16 protein-coding genes are annotated in these 17,107 nt (G+C 70.7%); 9 read left to right on the top strand and 7 right to left on the bottom strand.

All coding sequences use genetic code 11. The annotated features are described in order from the left end of the window. Positions 1–81: 81 nt before the first annotated feature. The 5 genes from ABH926_RS50345 (at position 82) to ABH926_RS50325 (ending at position 7,981) form a co-directional block, all read left to right on the top strand. Complete coding sequence (locus tag ABH926_RS50345; protein ID WP_370374542.1) at positions 82–1,158, top strand: iron ABC transporter substrate-binding protein; 1,077 nt, start codon at positions 82–84, stop codon at positions 1,156–1,158. Continuing rightward, positions 1,155–2,771 (top strand): ABC transporter permease, encoded by a 1,617-nt coding sequence (locus tag ABH926_RS50340; RefSeq protein ID WP_370374541.1) that lies wholly within the window; start codon positions 1,155–1,157, stop codon positions 2,769–2,771. Before ABH926_RS50345 ends, ABH926_RS50340 begins: the two co-directional genes overlap by 4 nt. Before the next feature lies 1 nt (position 2,772). Further along, a complete protein-coding gene (locus tag ABH926_RS50335) occupies positions 2,773–3,867 on the top strand; it encodes an ABC transporter ATP-binding protein (protein WP_370374540.1) in 1,095 nt (364 codons plus the stop codon). A gap of 465 nt (positions 3,868–4,332) precedes the next feature. Beyond that, positions 4,333–6,429, top strand: a complete 2,097-nt coding sequence (locus ABH926_RS50330) for a putative Ig domain-containing protein (RefSeq protein WP_370374539.1) — start codon at positions 4,333–4,335, stop codon at positions 6,427–6,429. A 178-nt stretch (positions 6,430–6,607) separates the two neighbouring features. Further along, on the top strand, positions 6,608–7,981 hold the full coding sequence (locus ABH926_RS50325; RefSeq protein WP_370374538.1) for an aspartate aminotransferase family protein: 1,374 nt from the start codon (positions 6,608–6,610) through the stop codon (positions 7,979–7,981). Between the two features lie 16 nt (positions 7,982–7,997). Here the strand turns inward: ABH926_RS50325 and ABH926_RS50320 are convergent, their stop codons facing one another. From ABH926_RS50320 to ABH926_RS50295, 6 genes are all read right to left on the bottom strand, one after another. Beyond that, positions 7,998–8,621, bottom strand: coding sequence for a Clp protease N-terminal domain-containing protein (locus ABH926_RS50320; protein WP_370374537.1), 624 nt, complete (start codon positions 8,619–8,621; stop codon positions 7,998–8,000). Further along, complete coding sequence (locus tag ABH926_RS50315; protein WP_370374536.1) at positions 8,621–8,869, bottom strand: helix-turn-helix domain-containing protein; 249 nt, start codon at positions 8,867–8,869, stop codon at positions 8,621–8,623. Before ABH926_RS50315 ends, ABH926_RS50320 begins: the two co-directional genes overlap by 1 nt. A gap of 233 nt (positions 8,870–9,102) precedes the next feature. Continuing rightward, positions 9,103–9,585 (bottom strand): hypothetical protein, encoded by a 483-nt coding sequence (locus ABH926_RS50310; protein WP_370374535.1) that lies wholly within the window; start codon positions 9,583–9,585, stop codon positions 9,103–9,105. Further along, positions 9,585–10,031 carry a hypothetical protein gene (locus ABH926_RS50305; RefSeq protein WP_370374534.1) on the bottom strand — a complete coding sequence of 149 codons (447 nt, stop codon included), beginning with the start codon at positions 10,029–10,031 and terminating at the stop codon, positions 9,585–9,587. The genes ABH926_RS50310 and ABH926_RS50305 overlap by 1 nt, the downstream gene beginning before the upstream one ends. A gap of 9 nt (positions 10,032–10,040) precedes the next feature. Next, a complete protein-coding gene (locus tag ABH926_RS50300; protein ID WP_370374533.1) occupies positions 10,041–10,775 on the bottom strand; it encodes a hypothetical protein in 735 nt (244 codons plus the stop codon). Positions 10,776–10,793: 18 nt separating this feature from the next. Beyond that, complete coding sequence (locus ABH926_RS50295) at positions 10,794–11,315, bottom strand: hypothetical protein (RefSeq protein ID WP_370374532.1); 522 nt, start codon at positions 11,313–11,315, stop codon at positions 10,794–10,796. Positions 11,316–11,519: 204 nt separating this feature from the next. On the opposite strand from ABH926_RS50295, the gene ABH926_RS50290 reads away from it, so the two are divergent. The 3 genes from ABH926_RS50290 (at position 11,520) to ABH926_RS50280 (ending at position 13,581) form a co-directional block, all read left to right on the top strand. Next, positions 11,520–12,260, top strand: coding sequence for a Crp/Fnr family transcriptional regulator (locus ABH926_RS50290; protein WP_370374531.1), 741 nt, complete (start codon positions 11,520–11,522; stop codon positions 12,258–12,260). 121 nt (positions 12,261–12,381) lie between these two features. Beyond that, positions 12,382–13,191: an NPCBM/NEW2 domain-containing protein gene (locus tag ABH926_RS50285; RefSeq protein WP_370374530.1), complete on the top strand. Its 810-nt coding sequence runs from the start codon at positions 12,382–12,384 to the stop codon at positions 13,189–13,191. Positions 13,192–13,239: 48 nt separating this feature from the next. Beyond that, a complete protein-coding gene (locus ABH926_RS50280; RefSeq protein WP_370374529.1) occupies positions 13,240–13,581 on the top strand; it encodes a DUF898 family protein in 342 nt (113 codons plus the stop codon). A gap of 58 nt (positions 13,582–13,639) precedes the next feature. Here ABH926_RS50280 and ABH926_RS50275 read toward each other — a convergent pair whose 3' ends face one another. After that, a complete protein-coding gene (locus tag ABH926_RS50275) occupies positions 13,640–14,851 on the bottom strand; it encodes an ROK family protein (protein WP_370374528.1) in 1,212 nt (403 codons plus the stop codon). Positions 14,852–15,064: 213 nt separating this feature from the next. Here ABH926_RS50275 and ABH926_RS50270 point away from each other — a divergent pair, with 213 nt between their 5' ends. After that, positions 15,065–16,969 carry a ricin-type beta-trefoil lectin domain protein gene (locus ABH926_RS50270; RefSeq protein ID WP_370374527.1) on the top strand — a complete coding sequence of 635 codons (1,905 nt, stop codon included), beginning with the start codon at positions 15,065–15,067 and terminating at the stop codon, positions 16,967–16,969. Positions 16,970–17,107: the final 138 nt, after the last annotated feature.

The raw sequence follows: 17,107 nt of genomic DNA, 5'->3' as shown, positions 1-17,107 counted from the left end.
GCATTCCCGGACCCCCCTCTTCTGCGCTTAGGCATGCCTAAGTAAGGTGTGCCTAGTTTCGTCGTCTCAAGGAGGTTCTCGGTGCTCACGCATGCCGTGCGGTCCGGTCGGAAGTCAGCGGCGGTCGCCATCGGGGCGGCTGTGACCAGTGTGGTGCTGGCGGCGTGCGGCAGCGGGTCCTCGAAGCCGGTGGCGACTGGCCGGTCGGCGGGCGGGTCGCTGGCCGGCCAGTCGATCACCCTCTACAGCGGGCAGCACGAGCAGACCGTGCAGGCGCTGGTGAAGGACTTCGAAGCCAAGTCCGGCGTGAAGGTGAACGTGCGGTCCGGGGACGAGGCCGAGCTCGCGAACCAGATCCTCACCGAGGGCAAGGCCTCGCCGGCCGACGTGTTCTTCGCCGAGAACCCGCCGGCGCTGACCACGCTGGAGGAGAAGGGCCTGCTGGCCAAGGTGGACCCGGGCACGCTGAGCGCGGTGCCGGCCTCGGACAGCTCGGCCGGCGGCGACTGGGTCGGGGTGTCGGCCCGCAGCGCCGTGTTCGCCTACAACACCTCGGCGGTGCAGGCTTCGCAGCTGCCGACGTCGGTGAAGGACCTGGCGGGCCCGGCGTGGAAGGGGAAGCTCGGGATCGCGCCGAGCGAAACCGACTTCTCGCCGATCGTCACCCGCATGATCAAGGCGGTCGGCGCCGACGCGACCAAGACCTGGCTGCAGGGGCTCAAGGCCAACGGCAAGGTCTACGCCTCCAACGAGGACCTGATCTCCGCGATCAACAAGGGCGAGGTCGCCGGGGGCGTCGTCGACCACTACTACTGGTACCGGATGCGCGACGAGGTCGGCACCGGCGCCGTGCACAGCGCGCTGGCCTCGTTCACCGCCGGGGACCCTGGGGCGATGGTGGACGTCTCCGGGATCGGGGTCCTGTCCTCCAGCAGGCATCAGGCCGCGGCCCAGGCGTTCCTGGCCTACCTGGTGTCCCAGCCGGGCCAGCAGATCATCGCCACCTCGCAGAGCTATGAGTACCCGCTGCTGCCCGGTGTGACCGCCGCGAAGCTGGACAAGCCGCTGTCCGCCGCCGGCGCGCTGGTGCCGGCCACCGATCTCGGCGACGGCAAGCAGGCGCTGGACCTGTTGCAGAGCGTCGGCCTGCTTTCGTGAGCCAGCCCGCCGTTCCCACCCGCGCCCTGCCCCGCTCCGTCCTCAGGGCGATGAACCCGGCGACACTGCGTCGCCGGGCTTCCGGCGCTCCGTTCGTGCTGCCGGTGGTGGCCGCGGCGGTCGCGATCGTCGTGTGCTGCCCGCTGGTGTTCGTGGTGATGCAGGCCGGCCAGTCCGGATGGGACTCCGTCCGGCAGCTGCTCGGCCGACCGCTGGTCACCACGTTGTTGTGGCACACACTGGAGCTCACCGTCACCGTCACGGCGGCGACGCTGCTCGTCGGCTTCTGCGCCGCCTTCCTGACGCAGCGCACTGACATCCCCGGCCGCCGGGTTTTCACGGTGCTGCTGGCGATGCCCCTGGCGGTCCCGGAGTTCGTGCACGGGTACTGCTGGGTCTCGCTGTTCCCGTCGGTACAGGGCTTCTGGGGCGCGGTGCTGGTGATGACCACCTCGCTGTACCCGCTGGTGTTCCTGCCGGTGGCCGCGACCCTGCGGGGCAGCGACGCCGCCACCGAGGAGGTGGCGCGCAGCCTGGGCCACAGCCGGTGGCGCGTCCTGTGGCGGGTGACGCTGCCGCAGACCCGGCCCGCGCTGGCCGGCGGCGCGCTGTTGGTGTCGCTGTACCTGCTCGGCGAGTACGGCGCGTTCGCGATGGTCCGCTACACCACCTTCGCCACCGCGATCTACACGCAGTTCGAGACCAGCTTCGACACCGTCTCGGCATCGGTGCTGGCGCTGGTGCTGATCGTGTTGGCGGTGCTGGTGATCGGGGCCGAGGCCGGAGCGGGACGCCGGCGGGGCCGGGTGGTCCGGGAAGGCGCGGCGGCGCGGCCCGCCGATCCGCTGCCGCTGGGCCGGGGGCGGATCCCGGCCCTCGTGGGACTGGCCGCGGTGGTCGGCACCACGCTCGGCGTCCCCGTGTACGCACTCGGGTACTGGCTGGCCAAGGGCAACTCCAGCACGCTGCCGTCGGCCTCGATCTGGTCGGCGACCGCCACCACCGCGGGGTACGCGCTGGTCACCGCCGCGGTGGCGACCGCGGCCGCGGTGCCGGTCGCGCTGCTGGCCTGGCGGCACCCGGGGCACGCCTCCGAGGGGATCGTGCGCCTGGCCTACCTGACGCGGGCCCTGCCGGGCATCGCGGTGGCGCTGGCCGTGGTGTTCTTCGCGATCCGCTACGCCCAGCCCTGGTATCAGCAGCCTCCGATGCTCGTCGCCGGCTACGTGGTGCTGTTCTTCCCGCTCGCCCTGACCGCGGTGCGCGCCTCGCTGGCCCACGTCCCGCACGGGGTGGAGGACGTGGCGCGCTCGCTGGGCCGGCGCCGGCTGGCCGTCCTGGTCCGGGTCACGCTGCCGCTGATCGGGCCGGGGCTGGCGGCCTCGTTCGCCATGGTCGCGCTGACCGCCAGCACCGAGCTCACCGCGACGCTGCTGTTGCACCCCACCGGAACCGAGACGCTGGCGACGCGGTTCTGGTCGTACACCACCGGCCTGGCCTACGGCGCCGCCGCTCCCTACGCGGCGATGATGACCCTCTTGTCGGTCCCGGCCGTGGTCCTGCTGACCCGCCGCACGCTCGGCCCCGCCCGCAGCCTCAAGGAAGAAGCCTGACATGAGCGGACTCACGATCACGGGCCTGCGGGCCGGCCACGGCGGCGCCACGGTCCTGGACGGCCTGGATCTGACGGTCGAGGACGGGACGCTGGCCTGCATCCTCGGTCCGTCCGGATGCGGCAAGAGCACGCTGCTGCGGGTGGTCGCCGGATTCCACCGGGCCGGCGCGGGGACCGTCACGGTCGGCGGACGCGTGCTGAACGACGACCGCACCCAGGTGCCGGCCGAGCGCCGGCGCATCGGCTACGTCCCGCAGGACGGCGCACTGTTCCCGCACCTCTCGGCCGCGGCGAACATCGGTTTCGGCCTGCCGCGCGCCGGCCGGGGTGAGCGCGTCGAGGAACTGCTGGACCTGGTCGGGCTGTCAGGGCTCGGCGACCGGCATCCGCACCAGTTGTCCGGCGGCCAGCAGCAGCGCGTGGCGCTGGCGCGCGCACTCGCCCCGCGCCCGGAGTTGTTGTTGCTGGACGAGCCGTTCGCCGCGTTGGACGCCGCGCTGCGGACCGAGGTGCGGGCCCAGGTGGCGGCAACGCTGCGGGCGGCAAACGCCACCGCGATCCTGGTGACCCACGACGTCGACGAGGCTTTGTCGTTCGCGGACCTCATCGCGGTGCTGCGCGGCGGACGGATCGTGCAGGCCGACAGCGGCCACGCGCTGTACCACCGGCCAGCCGACGCCGACATAGCGCGGACCCTCGGCGAGGCCAACCTGCTCCCTGCGGTCGTGCGCGGCGGGCTGGTCGAGACGGCGCTGGGTACCGTCGCGCTGCCCGACGGAACCGAGGTCCCCGACGGCTCGGCGACCGTCATGCTGCGCCCCGGCCAGCTGCGGATCGCGGCCTCCGGACCGGACACCGCTCCGGCGCGGATCCTCGATTCCCGTTTCCGGGGCACCGACTGGCGCGTCGAGCTCACCCTCGAGGACAGCCATGTCGCCGGGCCGCCGCTGATCGCCTACGTCACTGAGGCACCGCCGGCGGCCGGGCAGGAAGTCGGCCTCCGCGTAGCGGGATGCGCCTCCCCGATCGGTGCGTCGGCTGATCCGAAAAGCGCCGCCGGCGTCGGCGTGACGGCGGGCACCGCACAACTATGATCCGTAGCACTCAGCGGCCGGAGGATGACGGACTCCCGCCAGCGATCAATGGTTACTTCGTAACCTGACTGAAAAACGCAGGCCAAAAGACGTTACCGGTGCGTACGCCTTCTACGGTACTCAGTGGTTTTGTATCCATGCTCTTACATAAGAGACCGTTGACCGACCCTCTCCGTGGCGCTACTTTCCCTACTCGAGGCCTGGAGGGGACCGTCCGTTCGGTCGGCACGACGCGCGGTCGTTCTCGCCAGCAGAACAGCAAGGCGTACACAAACGGCACGGCCGGATCGAGACGCGTTGGTCAACTGCGGCGGAGACCCACCAGGTACCCCACCTCCGCATGCGGCTGACGCACCCCACACGCACCGCCAGGTCTCCTCTCGGTCGACCGCGCCCAAACCCCACTGACAGGCGGCTGTCCGGAGAGTCCTGCCGCCTCCCCACACCGAGAGGGAAACCATCCCCGTGAGAATCAGTTCTCGCCTGCGCGCGACCGCGCGCCTGGCAACAGCCGTTGCCCTGGGCAGCGCGCTGACCGTCGCCGTCGCCTCGGGGGCCACCGCCTCCCCGGCGCCGGCCGCGACCACTTCGGCGTCGACAAACCTGATCGCCGCGGAGGCCGCCGGTTCCGCCCACGCCGCGCAGCCCGCGACGACGGCGCAGAACCAGGGCTCGACGCACGCCTGCTCGGCCGTGATCGTGGCCGGGCACCAGTCCTGCTTCGCCCTGAAGCGCAACGGCATCCACTCCATGACCGCCGCGGTCTCCCCCAACGCGATCCCGTCCGGTGTCGGGTACGGCCCCTCTCAGCTGCAGTCGGCGTACAACCTGACCTCCGCCGCGGCGTCGAACGGCGCCGGGCGCACCATCGCCATCGTCGACGCCTACGACGACGCCAACGCCGCGTCCGACCTGGCCGCGTACCGCACGGCGGCGGGCCTGCCGGCGGCGAACTTCAAGAAGGTCAACCAGAACGGCGCGACCTCCCCGCTGCCCGCGGCCCCGCCGTCGGGCGACGACTGGACGCTCGAGGAGTCCTTGGACCTGGACATGGCCTCCGCGATCTGCCCGCTGTGCAGCATCGTGCTGGTCGAGGCGAACGACGACTCCAGCAACGGCCTCTACGTCGCACAGGCCGCCGCCGCCAGCGTGGCCACCTACATATCCAACTCGTGGGGCGGCTCGGAGTCCTCGACCGACCCCTCGTCGGACAACACCTACTTCAAGCACGCCTCCGGCACCGTGACCACCGTGTCCGCCGGTGACTCGGACTACGGCGCGTCCTACCCGGCGACCTCGCCGAACGTGGTCTCGGTCGGCGGCACCAACCTGACCACCGCCTCCACCAGCCGCGGCTGGACCGAGTCGGTGTGGAACACCACCACCGGCTCGGAGGGCACCGGCTCGGGCTGCTCGGCCTACGAGGCCCAGCCGGCGTGGCAGACCTCGCTGAACCTCCCGTCGGGCTGCTCCAAGCGCATCGACAACGACGTCGCCGCCGACGCCGACCCGGCCACCGGCGTCGCCGTCTACGACACCTCCAACGGCAACACCGGCTGGAACGAGGTCGGCGGCACGTCGGCGTCCTCCCCGATGGTCGCCGCGATGTACGCCCTGGCGGGTAACGCCGGCGCCACCCCGGCGCAGGACATCTACCAGCACACCAGCAACTTCTACGACGTCACCTCCGGCAACGACGGCAGCTGCACCCCCAGCTACCTGTGCACCGCCGGCACCGGCTACGACGGCCCCACCGGCATCGGCACCCCGAACGGCATCGCCGGCCTGCAGACCGGCGGCAGCGGCGGCACCGAGACGGTCACCGTCAACAACCCGGGCAACCAGAGCTCGACCGCCGGCACCGCGATCAGCACCCTGCAGATCTCGGGCTCGGACTCGGCGAGCAAGGCGCTGACCTACTCGGCCACCGGCCTGCCGGCCGGCCTGTCGATCAGCAGCTCCGGCGCCATCACCGGCACCCCCACCACGGCCGGCACCTCGACCGTGACCGTCACCGCCTCCTCCGGCACCGCTTCCGGCTCGACCTCCTTCACCTGGACGGTCAGCTCCACCGGCGGCGGCTGCAGCGCGACCCAGCTGCTGGGCAACCCCGGCTTCGAGACCGGTAGCGCCGCGCCGTGGGCCGCGTCCTCGGGTGTCATCAACAGCGACACCGCCTCCGAGCCGGCCCACTCCGGCAGCTACGACGCCTGGCTGGACGGCTACGGCACCACCCACACCGACACGCTCTCGCAGTCGGTGAGCATCCCCGCCACCTGCAAGACGGCGAACTTCGCCTTCTGGCTGCACGTCGACACCGCTGAGACCTCGACCACCACCGCGTACGACACGCTGAAGGTCCAGGTCCTGAACTCCTCCAACACCGTCCTGGGCACCCTGGCCACCTACTCCAACCTCAACCACAACACCGGCTACACCCAGCACTCCTTCAGCCTGGCCAGCTACATCGGCCAGACCGTCACGCTGAAGTTCACCGGCACCGAGGACTCCTCGCTGCAGACCTCGTTCGTCATCGACGACACCGCGCTGAACGTCAACTGACGCTGATAGCGCTGTTCTGAGACAGCGGGCGGCGGATCGGGTTTCCGATCCGCCGCTCTTTGCGTTCGGCGGCTGCTGGTCATCGCGTTCCTGCTGATCGTCGCCCCGGCCGTGGGCTGCGAGACGGCAAATCGTGTCTAACGTGCGGTAGCGGACTTCTGTAGGCGAAACTCATTCCATGGGATTCGACCTCGCCGAACTACTCGCCGCGCGCCGAGGCGAGGGATACGGCCTGCACGCCAGGTACGGCAACCCCCAGCTGGCCCGGACGCTGCGGACCATCGGGTTCGACACCGTTTACGAACAGGCGGAGGGGGCCTATCTGACCGGTGCCGACGGGCAGCGGTACCTGGACTTCCTCAGCGGGTTCGGCGTGTTCGGGCTCGGTCGCAACCACCCGGTGGTCCGGCAGGCCCTGCATCAGTACCTCGACGCGCAGGTCGCCGACCTCGTGCAGTTCGACTGCGCCCTGCTGGCCGGCCTGCTGGCCGAGCAGCTGGTCGGCAAGGCGCCGGGGATGGAGCGGGCGTACTTCGCGAACAGCGGGACCGAGGCGGTGGAGACGGCGTTGAAGTTCGCGCGGTGTGCGACCGGCAAGCCGCGGGTGCTGTACGCCGACCACGCGTTCCACGGGCTGACCGCGGGGTCGTTGTCGGTCAACGGCGCCAAGGAGTTCCGGAGCGGGTTCGGGCCGCTGTTGCCCGGCGACGCCGTCGCGTTCGGGGATCCGGCGGCGTTGGAGGCCGAGCTCCGCAAGGGTGACGTCGCGGCGTTCATCGTCGAGCCGATCCAGGGCAAGGGGGTGTTCCTGCCGCCGGCCGGGTACCTGCCGCAGGCCCAGGAGCTGTTGCGCAAGCACAAGGCGCTGCTGATCTGCGACGAGGTGCAGACCGGGTTGGGGCGGACCGGCACGTTCTTCGCGTACGAGGCCGAGGGGCTGGAGCCGGATCTGGTGACGGTCGCCAAGACGTTGTCGGGGGGATTCGTGCCGGTCGGCGCGACGCTGGGCAAAGAGTGGATCTTCCAGAAGGTCTACTCCTCGATGGACCGGGTCCTGGTGCACGACTCGACGTTCGGGTCGATGGCGATGGCCATGACGGCGGGGCTGGCCACGCTGGCGGTGCTGGAGGAGGACGACCTGACGGCGAACGCCGCGCAGGCCGGCGACCAGCTCACCGCGGGGCTGAAGGAGATGATCGGACGATACGAGATGCTCGCGGACGTGCGAGGACGGGGGCTGATGATCGGGATCGAGTTCGGGAAGGCCTCCTCGCTGCGGCTGAAGGCGGGATGGTCGATGCTCCAGGCGGCCCGCAAGGGGCTGTTCTCGCAGATGATCGTCATGGCGCTGTATGGGCGGCACCGGATCCTGACCCAGGTGTCGGGGGACTATCTGGAGGTGGTGAAGCTGCTGCCGCCGCTGACCGTCGGCGAGCGGGAGGTCGCGGAGTTCTTGGCGGCCTTCGAGGACGTCATGGAGGACGCGCACAAGGGGACCGGGATGATGTGGGATTTCGGGAAGACACTGATGAAGCAGGCCCGGTCGGCCTGAGGGCGGGCGCCCGTCTTCATCCGGCGCGCTGGAGTTCGGCGAGCACTTGGTCGCGGAGCTGCTCCAGGGGGACGTGCTCGTCGTGCAGGATCTGGGCGGCCCGGCCTTGGCCCTCGCGGATGAGGCCGAGCAGGACGTGCTCCGTGCCGATGTAGTCGTGATTGAGCGCCTGGGCTTCGCGCAGGGACAGCTCCAGGACCTTCTTGGCGCGCGGAGTGAAGGGGATGTGGCCGCGCGGGGCTCCGCCGGTGCGCTGCTCCTGGCGGGGCCGCCGCCACCACGGGCCCTGATGCCGCTGGGCGTTTCCGCCATCCAACGCGCCGGGGCCGAACGACTCCTCGACGGCGGCGCGTACCGCGTCGAGGTCTATGCCGATGGTCCGCAGCGCCGCGGCGTCCTTCTCGGCCAGATCGCGCTCCGGCTCCTGCCGGGCCTGCTCGATCCGCTCGATGCCGGCGATCACCCGCTCCCGCCAGACCCCGGCCCCGGCGAGCACCCGGCCCGCGACCTCGACCTCCCCGCCGGCGATCAGCCCGAGCAGGACGTGCTCGGTCCCGATACCCCGGTGCCCCAGAAACCGCGCCGAGTCCTGAGCGACGACCACTGTCGCCCGCGCGCCGGCCGTGAACCGTTCGAACATCACATCTCCCGTCCGGACGCGGGCAGGGACGCTCCCCGCGTCCGCCCGGCGTGCTTCTTGTGGACAGCCTGCTTGCTGACGCCGAGCTCGTCGGCGATCTCCTGCCATGACCAGCCTTTGGCCCGGGCGTGACTGACCTGGAGGGTCTCCAGGCTTTCCAGCAGCCGGCCCAGCGCCGCCACCGCGCGGAGGCCTTCGCGCGGGTCGGTGCTGCCGGCCGCGGCGGCCAGATCTGTTGCCTCGGTCATGGTGTCAATGTAGGTTGACGGCCGGGCCGGTGTCAACCGGAGTTGACGGCAGGGGTCCGCGGTGGGTGCGCGAGAAAGCGCGAATCGGCGCAGGCACCAGGCGGGCTTGCGCCGCGGGTCAGCACTCGCGCAGCCGGCGACCTTCAGAGCCGCAAGCCGACGCGGGCTCACCGGCCGGGCTCAGCAGCACCCCAAGCCGAGCGAGCCCCCGCCGCTCCCTCTCATTGATATGACTATCGCGAACCCGGTTCCCGGCATTGTCCGTGCTGGATGATGTTCCCGTCCATCACCGCGAACAGCGTCGAGTGGTCCCTGGCGATGTTCGTCATCGTCTTCCCGGCACGCTCCGCGCCCGGGGCCGCCGCGGCGATCCGCTCGACCAGCCGGCGCACCGCCTCGTCCGCGCCGGGGTTCTCGGCCAGGACCCGCGCCAGGTGCTCGCGCCAGCGTGCCACCAGTATCTGGCGCAGGACCGCGACGTGTGCGGGGTCGGCGGCGCCGAGCATGCGCGCGTTCACGTCGAGCTCGGCGACCAGGACGCCCTCCAGGCCCGGCCCGGCCTCGTGGAGCGCCTCCAGCGCCGCCTCGCGCAGGGCCGGCCAGGCCGGCGTCGGCATCGCGGCGACCAGGGCCTCGCCGCCCTCGGCGGCCAGGCGGGCGGCGTCGGGCTCCGCGTGCTCGGCGTGTTCCGCGTAATCGGCTGGCTCGGCGGGCATCAGGGTCCGGTCCTGTCGGTCGCAGTCCGCGGAAGGCCGTGCAGGTGCATGTCGCCGTGCTGGACGGCGAACACGGTGGCGTAGTCGTGCGCGACGGCGGTCTGGTAGGTGAGGAAGACGCGCTGGTCCTCGCTCAGGTCCGAGGCGTAGGCCACGACCAGTTCGGCGAGCGGGACCCGGCATTCCGGGTCGTCGTTCAACAGCGCGGAGAACTCCAGCGTCCACCGGCCGAGCAGTGCGCGGCGGGCGGCGTCGGGCTCGGCGGCGCGCGCCACGGCGGCCGCGTCGGCGTCGAGTTCGGCCTCGATCCGCTGGGCGGCCCTGCCGCGCCGGCGCCGGCGGAACAGCTTCGCGACCTTGTCGCGGACCCCGGTCCAGGTGTCCGTGGCCATGGCCGTCACCAGGGTCGCGGCGGCCGCGGCCGCCAGGGTTGCCATCTCGTCCATGGATTCCGTTCAGAGGTTGTGGATGTGCACGTCGCCGTGCTGGACGCCGATCGCCCGGGCGGAGTCGTTGGCGACGACGGACATGGACGCGCGACCGTCCGACGGCTGCGAAGGCCCGTCCGACCGCTGCGAAGGCCCGTCCTCCCGCGCCGGTCCGCCGGCCGGCGCCCCGGGCACGTACAGCCACGCCCCGGCCGCGTACTCCTTCTCCTCCACCTCGACCCGGCGGAACTCAGCCGCCTCGATGCCCACATAGCCGTGGGCGATCGCCTCGTCGTAGAAGTGCTGGGAGACGAGCAGCGCCAGCGGTGTCGACTCCGGTGCGCTCGCCAGCGCCTCGCGGCAGGCCCGCGAGTCGAGCATGCGGGCCAGGACGATCAGCGAGCTGCCGGCCGGGACGCCCTGCGGCCCGATGAAGACGTCGCCGGAGTGCACAGCCATCCGCACCCGGATCCGGCCGAGGGCGGCGTGCATCCGGTTGTGACCGCGAAGCCGCGCGACCAGTTCGGTGACGAGCGGATGGACCAGGGCGGCCCGCGCGGTGCCGGCCGGCATCGTCACCCGAAGCCCGTCCCCCAGGTCCTCGACCAGACAGTCGTCCCAGACGATGCCGCTGTGGTCGATCGACTCGGTCAAGCAGCGCCTGAGCGCCTCGCGGATCGTCAACAGGGCATGATTGCCGCGCCCTGAGGACTTCTCGATGTCGACGGCGAGGATCGAGCGGTATTCCGGTTGGTCGTTCACGATTCCCCTTACGTCTGCTCACGTCTGCGGCGCGCCGAGGCACCGGAACCACGCTCCCGAACCCCGCACCTGATGCCAGTCCTCGAGCGCGTAGCCCTCGTCGCGCAGGTCGGTGTACAAACCGTCGGACAGCACCACCGCGAATCCCCCACGCGCGTGGCCGCCGACCGCGGTACGGAGCGCGGCGTCGTTCGCGAGGCCGCGGGCCCGGTCCAGGCCCGCTCCCGCGAAACCGTCGTCGAGCACCCGCATGAGGCCGACGTTCAGGGCCAGCAGCGTCGGCGGACGCCCGGCCTGCGCCGCGTCGGGCAGCCGCGCGCTCACCGCGCCCACGAGGTCGCGGACCAGCCGCACCTCGTCGATGCCTGCCGGTGCTATCGCGGCCTGTGTCCCGTCGTCCAGCACCGCCAGGAACAAGCGGCCGAACTGTCCCCGGCCGCACGCCTCGGCCAGGATCCCGGGCCGGTCCGACGACAGCGCCGCGCACAGGCGTCGGGATCCGCTATCCGGGCCTTGCGATCCATTCCCCTCGTCCGTCATACGAACCCCCTTGGTATTCAGAGCATTGGAGCCGGCTCCTCCCCTCCGGACCCCACTGTTCACCAATTCGTGCGAGCGAACCCCGTACCAATACGGATTCCGTGGAATCCCCTGGGCTTCTGTGTAAGGGGCGCGGGTCAGAAGTCCGCGGCGCACAATGTTCTCGGCAATCCCGCTTCCCCGGCGATGGTGGAGGAGAACCGCATGGACCGTCTGGACCGTTCGGGCCCGGATCCCCTGCTAAAGCCACAGCGGGCCGCCGCGCGCGGTACGTGGCGGTGGCCGGAGACCAGTCTTCTGGGCGGCCTGTCCGATGCGGCCCGCGAACGGTTCCTGAGCCTGGGGATCATGGCGCAGCGGCCGCCGGGCACGGTGCTGATCCGGGAGGAGGACCAGTCGACGTCGGTGCTGATCCTGCTGGACGGCGTCGTCAAGGTCACCGGCCGCACGCAGGACCAGCGCGAGGCGCTGTTGGCGGTGCGGGTCGGCGGCGATCTGATCGGCGAGTTCGGCGCGCTGGACGGCAAACCGCGCTCGGCCACCGTCACCAGCTGCGGCCCGCTGGTGTACCGGCTGGTCACCCGCTCCGATTTCCTGGCCGCGCTGACCACGGACGCGGTGTTGTCGCAGGCGGTCAGCCGCTCGGTCGTGGACAAGCTCCGGGTCGCCAACAGCCGGCGGATCGACTTCGCCGGCAGCAACGCGCCGACCCGGCTGGCCCGCGTCATCTATGACCTGGCCATGACATACGGCGAGCGTGAGGGCACGGACATCGTCATCCGCTGGCCGCTGACGCAGCCGGAGATCGCGTCTCTGGTCGGGGCGGCCGAGCCCACCGTTTTCAAAGCGTTGAAACATTTGCGCGAAGCCGGCATTGTCAACAACGGTTATCGTCGGATCGCCGTACGGGATATCGAGAAGCTGCGCGGCGTCGCGTTCCCTTGAAAAGGTGTTTGCGCGTACCGCAGGGTAACCTCCCATCGGGAAATCTCGCGAATCCCGTACTAAAACCGTTTGTCCGCCTCGCGACAGGTCCACCGTGGTCCTGACATCGAGGAGGACGAACATGAACGAGCCGAACGACGGCCCGGACGGCCCCGGCGGCGACGTCGGCGCCATGGACCACGTGCGCGCGGCGTGGCGGACCCCCGGCGGCAAGATCCTCGCCGTGATCCCGGCGGTCGTCGCGCTGATCGTCGGGGGCGCGGTGGGCACGGCGCTCGGCGGTGGCGGCGGGTCGACCACCACGGCCGGGCCGCCCGGCCCGACGGTCACCGTCACCGCGCCGGGGGCGACGTCCGCGATATCCGGCGACGGAGGGGGCACAGGAGCCACCGGTGACGGCGCCGGCACTGGTACCGGCACCCCGACCGGGACCGGCACCGGATCGCAGCCCGCCACCCCGCTGACCCCGAACACCACGGAGATCGGCGTCGTCCCGCTGTCCGACCTGACGCCGGCCGGCGGGGCGTGGAAGTCGCAGGACGCCAATCCCATGCTCAACGGGACGCTTCAGCAGTTCACGATCGCCCAGGACCTGCAGGACGCGAACAACAACGGTGACGTGGGCTACAACCTCGGCCGCGACTACACGAAGTTCACCGGCCTGATCGGGCTCGACGACAACTCGGCGAAGTCCACGCTGCACCCCACGATCGAGATCGACGGGGACGGCGACAAGATCGCCACCTTCACGCCCACGCTCGGCCACCCGGCGCAGATCAACCTCGACGTGAGCGGCGTGCTGCGGCTCGACATCAAGTACGTCAGCCTCGACAGCGACGGTATCGGCAGCATCGCCGGGACGCTCATCCTCGGCAACGGCCAGCTGACGACGGTCGCCGGCTACCACCCGCCCCCGCCCAGCTCGTCCTGAGACTCACCGCCCCGCTCCACCACGACACCGCTGAAAGGAGTCAGCACCATGGCACGCGAAGGCACCCGCTTCACGTTCGACGGAGGCGCGGCCACGTTCTGGGGCACCGCCCTGCTGGCCGGACTCGTCACCGTGCTCACCCTCGGCATCTGCTACCCGTTCGGCGTGGTGCTGATGCAGCGCTGGCAGGCCAAGCACTCCTACATCGACGGCCGGCGGCTGGTGTTCACCGGGTCGGCCTGGGGCCTGTTCGGCAACTGGATCAAGTGGTGGTTCTTCACCTGCATCACCTTGGGGATCTACGGGTACTGGGTCATACCGCGGCTGACGCGGTGGAAGTGGGAACACACCGAGTTCGACCCGGCGGCCGAGGTGGCCTCGTACATTTAGTAGGGCAACCCGGTAGGTCCGGCGCCTAGGACGTCCGGTGTACCCCGCGGGGGCGGACTCAGCCGTCCCCGCGCCGGCCGCCGTCGGCCAGCAACCGCGCGACCGGCAGCGTCGCCGCGCCGAGCGCCGTCGCCGAGGGGCCGAGTTCGCCCGGCTCGATGCGCGTGAACTCGTCCAGGTACGGAAGGGCGTGCTGGCGCACCGCAGAGCGGACAGCGGGCAACAGCGACGCCTGGCACAGCAGCGCGCCGGCCCAGCCGGAGATGATGACGCGGTCCGGCGCCACCAGGTTGATCAGATTGCTGATTCCCACACCGAGGTACGCGGCGGTCGCTTCCAGAAGGGCGAGCGCCGCGGGTTCCCGGTGCTGCGCGGCGCGTGCGACGAGTTCGGCGAGCTGCGCCTCGACCCCGTCCGCACTGCTCAGCGGCGTGCTGCCCGGCGTGGCTTCGTACCGCGCGAGGATCGCTTCGGCTCCGATGTAGGCCTCCAGGCAGCCGCGTGCTCCGCAGCGGCAGATGGGGCCTTCGAGGTCGACGACCGTGTGTCCCCACTCCATGGTGAAGCTGCGCGCCCGGCCGCCGGGACCGGCGGCCAGCGACAGCGCCCCGCCGGCTCCGATGCCGAGCAGGAGGGTCACGGCGCGTTCGGCGCCGCGCGCGGCTCCGCGCCAGGCTTCGGCCTGGCCCAGGGCCATGGCGCCGTTGTCGACGTCGGGGGTGAAGCCGAGGCGGTCCCGGAGCAGCCCGGCCAGCGGGACGGCGGACCAGCCGAGGGTGGGCGCGTGGATCACCGATCCCCCGGCGCCCGGAACGCCGATGCCGACGCCGACCAGGTTCCCCACCGCGATCCCGGCGCGCTCGGTGACCGCGTATATCTCGGACAGGATCTGGTCGGCCACTTCCCGCGGCGGCACTTTGGGAGTGTCCACCGGCCGCACTTCGTCGGCGACCGGGTTCAGGGTCCAGTCGAACAGCCCGACCCGGACCTCGGTCTCGCCGATGTCGACGCCGACGACGTGCCCGTACGCGGGGAGCACGCGCAGCAGCGAGCGCGGGCGGCCGCCCGCCGAGCTCAGCGAGCCGTTCTCGCCGACCAGGCCGTCGGCGATCAGGTCGGAGACCACGTTGCTGACCGTCGCCGCGCTCAGCCCGGAGGCCCGGGCCAGATCGTTGCGGTTGGTGGCCTCGCCCAGATACAGCCGCGTCAGCAGATCCGAGCGGTTGTGCCACCGCAGGTCACGTGTCGTTTTCTGGGCGCGGGAGGTCACGGGAGGCGATTCTGCCACGACCTCGGTGCCGCGGGTCGGTTCCTGCTGATCCACACCGGACACCGATCCCGCCGATTGGTTTAGACCCTTGACGAGAGCGGGCGCCGGGAGTTCAATCACGTCTTGAACTAAGAAGTGAATAAAAGGGCTGATGATCAAGCAGCAGTCCGTGCGCCTTCCCCACTCCCCCACAAGCGGTTCCGAGGTGCCACCATGCCGAAAACGTCCCCAGGCCCGACCGCGAGACGCCGGATCAGGCTTCTGATCCGCTCGGTCACCGCCGCGGCACTCGTCACGTCCGGGTTCGCGCTCGCCGACGTCCCCGCGCACGCCGCGAACGAGTCGGTCAGCATCTGGCTGACGAGCACCAACGACTCCGGCGGACGGAATGTCACCCGCGGTCTGCAACAGCAGGCCCCGATCTCGTTCAACGCCGGCTCCGGCAGTGCCGGTCAGGTGGTGAACGTCAACGAGAACAATCATTACCAGCAGTTCACCGGCGCCGGGGCGTCCTTCACCGACACCGCGGCGTGGCTGATCAACAGCAGCGGAGCGCTCAGCGCCGCCACTCGCAATACCCTGATGACCAACCTGTTCAGCCCCACGTCGGGCATCGGCCTGGACTTCCTGCGCAACCCGATGGGCGCCTCGGACCTGGCCCGGTACAACTACACCTTCGACGACATGCCGTCCGGCCAGACCGACCCCACCCTGGCGAACTTCTCGATCGCCCACGACCTGGCCGACGTCCTGCCGCTGACCAAGCAGGCGCAGCAGCTCAACCCGGGCCTGAAGGTGATGGCGACGCCGTGGACCGCGCCGCCGTGGATGAAGGACAGCGGCGCCTACAGCCAGGGCTGGCTCCAGTCGCAGTACTACGCCGCCTACGCGCAGTACTTCGTCAAGTACATCCAGGCCTACCAAGCCCAGGGCGTCCCGATCGACTTCGTGTCGGTGCAGAACGAGCCCACCTGCTGCTCCGGCTACCCCTCGATGCAGTGGAACGGATCGGGCCTGGACTACTTCACGGCCAACGACCTGCTGCCGGCCTTCCACGCGGCGGGGCTGTCGACGAAGGTGCTGGCCCTGGACTGGAACCCGGACAGCTACGCCTCGTACGGCGCCCCCACCGTCGACGACGCGACCGTCCGCAACGACCCGAACTTCGGCGGCATCGCCTGGCACGGGTACGAGGGCAGCGTCACCACACAGACGGACATCCACAACCAGTACCCGAACGTGGACGCCTACGACACCGAGCACTCCGGCGGCACCTGGATCGCCAACCAGCAGCAGGAGGACATGAACAACATCATCGACTACACCCGCAACTGGGGTAAGTCGGTGGTGAAGTGGTCGCTGGCCGTGGACCAGAACATGGGCCCGCACAACGGCGGCTGCGGCACCTGCACCGGGCTGGTCACCGTGCACAACGGCGACGGGGAGTCCGGCCAGGTCGACTACAACATCGAGTACTACGACATGGGGCAGCTCACCAAGTTCGTGAAGCCCGGCGCGTACCGGATCGACTCCACGGCGAACAGCAGCATCCCGAACGTCGCGTGGCAGAACCCCGACGGCTCCAAGGCCCTGGTGGCGTACAACGAGTCCGGCAGCACTCAGACGCTTACGGTGAACTGGGGCAACGAGACGTTCAGCTACTCGCTGCCGGCGCAGACCTCTGCGACGTTCACCTGGAGCGGTACGCAGGGCACCGGCGGCGGAACCGGCGCGCCGACCGGCCAGATCACCGGCTACGGCGGCAAGTGCATCGACGTCGCGGGCGCGAACTCGGCGAACGGGACCGCGGTGCAGCTGTACGACTGCAACGGGACCGGCGCCCAGCAGTGGACGGTCGCGGCGGACGGGTCGCTGCAGGCGCTCGGCAAGTGCATGGACGTGACGAGCGCCGGGACGGCGAACGGGACGCAGGTGCAGTTGTACGACTGCAACGGAACCGGCGCGCAGAAATGGCAGCACCAGGCCAACGGGGAGTTGGTGAACACCGGCTCGGGACGGTGCCTGGACGCCACGGGACCGAGTTCGGCGAACGGGACCAGGTTGCAGATCTGGGACTGCACGGACGGGGCGAACCAGCAGTGGAACCTTCCTTCCTGATGCGGGAGGGCTGACGGGAGGATGAGTGGGGGGGGGGGGGGGGGGGGGGGGGCGCCCCCCCCCCCGCGGGGGGGGGGGGGGGGGGGTTTGGGGGGAGCACCGAGCCCGCGCCCCCCCCGGCCGGGGCGGGGGGGCGGC

The sequence above is a fragment of the Catenulispora sp. GP43 genome (assembly GCF_041260665.1).
In the GTDB taxonomy this organism is placed as follows: Bacteria; Actinomycetota; Actinomycetes; order Streptomycetales; family Catenulisporaceae; genus Catenulispora.
The sequence above is the reverse complement of the archived record's forward strand: the minus strand, read 5'-3'. Positions and strand labels throughout refer to the sequence as shown.

What these genes read in the sequence shown, in the direction of transcription:
- ABH926_RS50290 (WP_370374531.1), top strand. Translation starts at nt 11,520, where the DNA reads ATGGACCGTCTGGACCGTTCGGGCCCGGATCCCCTGCTAAAGCCACAG.
- ABH926_RS50270 (WP_370374527.1), top strand. Translation starts at nt 15,065, where the DNA reads ATGCCGAAAACGTCCCCAGGCCCGACCGCGAGACGCCGGATCAGGCTT.
- ABH926_RS50305 (WP_370374534.1), bottom strand. Translation starts at nt 10,031, where the DNA reads ATGGACGAGATGGCAACCCTGGCGGCCGCGGCCGCCGCGACCCTGGTG.
- ABH926_RS50335 (WP_370374540.1), top strand. Translation starts at nt 2,773, where the DNA reads ATGAGCGGACTCACGATCACGGGCCTGCGGGCCGGCCACGGCGGCGCC.
- ABH926_RS50295 (WP_370374532.1), bottom strand. Translation starts at nt 11,315, where the DNA reads ATGACGGACGAGGGGAATGGATCGCAAGGCCCGGATAGCGGATCCCGA.
- ABH926_RS50315 (WP_370374536.1), bottom strand. Translation starts at nt 8,869, where the DNA reads ATGACCGAGGCAACAGATCTGGCCGCCGCGGCCGGCAGCACCGACCCG.
- ABH926_RS50325 (WP_370374538.1), top strand. Translation starts at nt 6,608, where the DNA reads ATGGGATTCGACCTCGCCGAACTACTCGCCGCGCGCCGAGGCGAGGGA.
- ABH926_RS50320 (WP_370374537.1), bottom strand. Translation starts at nt 8,621, where the DNA reads ATGTTCGAACGGTTCACGGCCGGCGCGCGGGCGACAGTGGTCGTCGCT.
- ABH926_RS50285 (WP_370374530.1), top strand. Translation starts at nt 12,382, where the DNA reads ATGAACGAGCCGAACGACGGCCCGGACGGCCCCGGCGGCGACGTCGGC.
- ABH926_RS50280 (WP_370374529.1), top strand. Translation starts at nt 13,240, where the DNA reads ATGGCACGCGAAGGCACCCGCTTCACGTTCGACGGAGGCGCGGCCACG.
- ABH926_RS50310 (WP_370374535.1), bottom strand. Translation starts at nt 9,585, where the DNA reads ATGCCCGCCGAGCCAGCCGATTACGCGGAACACGCCGAGCACGCGGAG.